Below are 2,554 nucleotides of genomic sequence, written 5' to 3'. Positions count from 1 at the left end.
ATCCTCTTCGTCTTCGACGGCGGTGAACTCACCGCAGAGCAGCTCGCCGCGATCCGCGTGGACGGCGTCGAGATCGACCGCTACGCCTACCACCACCTGACCGAGCTCGACAGCCTCCTGATCCCCCGTCTGGCCCGCAGGGTGCACGCCGCCATCGAAGCGGAGGCAAAGAGCGAAACCATGTACCTGGAGCACGGCAAGCCGTGTTACTGACATATGCGTCAGTAACACGGCTGCGCGGCTAACGATCAGAGGCGCGGAGCGGCGGCGGTCATGGTGGTCATGGTGTGGCTGCGAGCGTGTCCAGAATTTGCTGGCCGTATTTCGCGAGCTTGCTCTCGCCGATGCCATTGATCGTGCCGAGCGCGTCGAGGGTGGTCGGGGCTTGGGCGGCGATCTGCCGGAGGGTCGCGTCGTGGAAGACCACGTATGCGGGTACGGACTGTTCCTTCGCCGTGGCGCCACGCCATGCGCGTAGCCGTTCGAAGAGCGGCACAGCGTGCTCGGGCAGCTCGTCGATGGCGGCGGACTGCTTGGAGCGTTTCGGGGCGCGCGCCGCCTTCTCGGGTTCACGGCGCAGCATGACCTTGCGCTCTCCGCGCAGCACCGCGGCGCTGGCGTCGGTGAGGGCGAGCGTGCTGTAGTCGCCCTCCACGATGAGTAGCCCCTGGGCCAGCAACTGACGCGCCACCGCACGCCATTCGCCGTCGGCCAACTCCGTACCGATGCCGAACACGCTCAGCGAGTCGTGGTTGAACTGGGTGACCTTCGCGGTCTTCTTGCCGAGCAGGATGTCGATCGACTGTCCGGCGCCGAATCTCTGGCGCCGCTCGGACTTCAGCCGGAACACCGTGGACAGCAGTTTCTGCGCGGCCACGGTGCCGTCCCACGACTCCGGCGGGTTCACACAGGTGTCACAGTTGCCGCAGGCCGAACCCCGCTGGCCGAAGTAGGCCAGCAGCCGGATCCGGCGGCACTCGATCGTCTCGCACAGCGCCAGCATGGCGTCGAGATGGGCGGTGAGCTGGCGGCGGTGGGCATCGTCGCCTTCGGAACCGGCGATCATCTTGCGCTGCTGCACGACGTCTTGCAGGCCGTACGCGAGCCATGCGGTCGACGGCAGGCCGTCCCGCCCCGCTCTGCCGGTCTCCTGGTAGTAGCCCTCGACGGACTTCGGCAGGTCGAGGTGGGCGACGAAGCGCACGTCCGGCTTGTCGATGCCCATGCCGAACGCGATCGTGGCGACCATGACGAGGCCCTCCTCGCGGAGGAACCGGGCCTGGTTGGAGGCGCGGACGCGCGCGTCGAGCCCGGCGTGGTACGGCAGCGCCGGGATCCCGTTGTCCACCAGGAACTGCGCGGCCTTCTCCGTCGACGCGCGGGAAAGGCAGTACACGATGCCCGCGTCGCCCTCGTGCTCGGCGCGAAGCAGGCCGAGCAACTGCCGCATGGGCTCGTTCTTGGGCACGATCCGGTACTGGATGTTCGGCCGGTCGAAGTTCGACACGAAGTGGCTGGCGTCGCCCAACTGCAGCCGATCCGCGATCTCCGCGTGCGTCGCCTCGGTGGCGGTCGCGGTCAGGGCGATCCTCGGCACCTTCGGCCAGCGTTCATGCAGCATGGACAGCGCGAGATAGTCCGGCCGGAAGTCGTGCCCCCATTGCGCGACGCAGTGCGCCTCGTCGATGGCGAACAGGGAGATCTTGCCGCGGTCCAGCAGTTGCAGCGTCGATTCCAGCCGCAGCCGTTCGGGAGCGAGGTAGAGCAGGTCCAACTCACCGGCGGCGAACGCGGACTCGACCCGGCCGCGTTCCTCAGAACCCTGGGTCGAATTCAAGAACCCGGCCCGCACCCCGAGCGCCGTCAACGCGTCCACCTGGTCCTGCATCAGCGCGATGAGCGGCGAGATCACCACTCCGACACCATCGCGGACCAGCGCGGGAATCTGGTAGCACAGCGACTTGCCGCCACCGGTCGGCATCAGGACGAGCGCGTCGCCCCCGCCGATGACGTGGTCGATGATCTCCCGCTGCTCACCCCGGAACGAGTCATAGCCGAACACCCGGCGCAGCACCTCGGCCGCGTCCGCCGCGTCGGTCACCTCAGGATCGGTCTCGGTCGAACTCACCCGCCGAAGTCTACGGGGATCGGCCGTTCGGCGGGGCTGATCAGGAACGGCGGCCGTGGTCCGCCCAGGACACGGGCCGACGGCGAAGGCCAGCGTCTCACTGAACTGATCGTGGCTGGTACGCAAGTCGCCGACGCTGCGTAGCCACGCCGGAAGCCGGGCGACAGATGCGACTGTCGTGGAGCGGCGATTCTTGGTCAGTTGACTGCCGGAAGCCGAACGCGGCAGCTCGAACCTGAACCCACGTCAGTACGATCTGTACGATTTTCGCCACTCTGGGTATCCGGAATGTCGGTGGAAAGTGGGTAGAGTGAGGCCGTGAACCGACTGGCGGCTGCGACCTCGCCGTATTTGCTTCAGCATGCTGACAACCCGGTGAACTGGTGGCCGTGGGGCGAGGAGGCGATCGCCGAGGCCAGGCGGCGG

The 2,554-nt window shown here is 67.4% G+C and carries 2 protein-coding genes and 1 pseudogene; 2 read left to right on the top strand and 1 reads right to left on the bottom strand.

Features of this window, described 5'->3' with window-relative positions:
• Positions 1–213 (top strand): annotated as a pseudogene (locus VG296_RS11035) (NUDIX hydrolase); the annotation flags it as partial.
• A 67-nt stretch (positions 214–280) separates the two neighbouring features.
• Here the strand turns inward: VG296_RS11035 and recQ are convergent.
• Positions 281–2,128 (bottom strand): DNA helicase RecQ, encoded by a 1,848-nt coding sequence (gene recQ / locus VG296_RS11030; protein ID WP_325565552.1) that lies wholly within the window; start codon positions 2,126–2,128, stop codon positions 281–283.
• 318 nt (positions 2,129–2,446) lie between these two features.
• Here recQ and VG296_RS11025 point away from each other — a divergent pair.
• On the top strand, positions 2,447–2,554 hold a 108-nt coding region (locus VG296_RS11025), incomplete at its 3' end, for a DUF255 domain-containing protein (protein ID WP_325565553.1).

The sequence above is a fragment of the Actinospica sp. genome (assembly GCF_035552695.1).
Taxonomy (GTDB): domain Bacteria; phylum Actinomycetota; class Actinomycetes; order Streptomycetales; family Catenulisporaceae; genus Actinospica.
The sequence above is the reverse complement of the archived record's forward strand: the minus strand, read 5'-3'. Positions and strand labels throughout refer to the sequence as shown.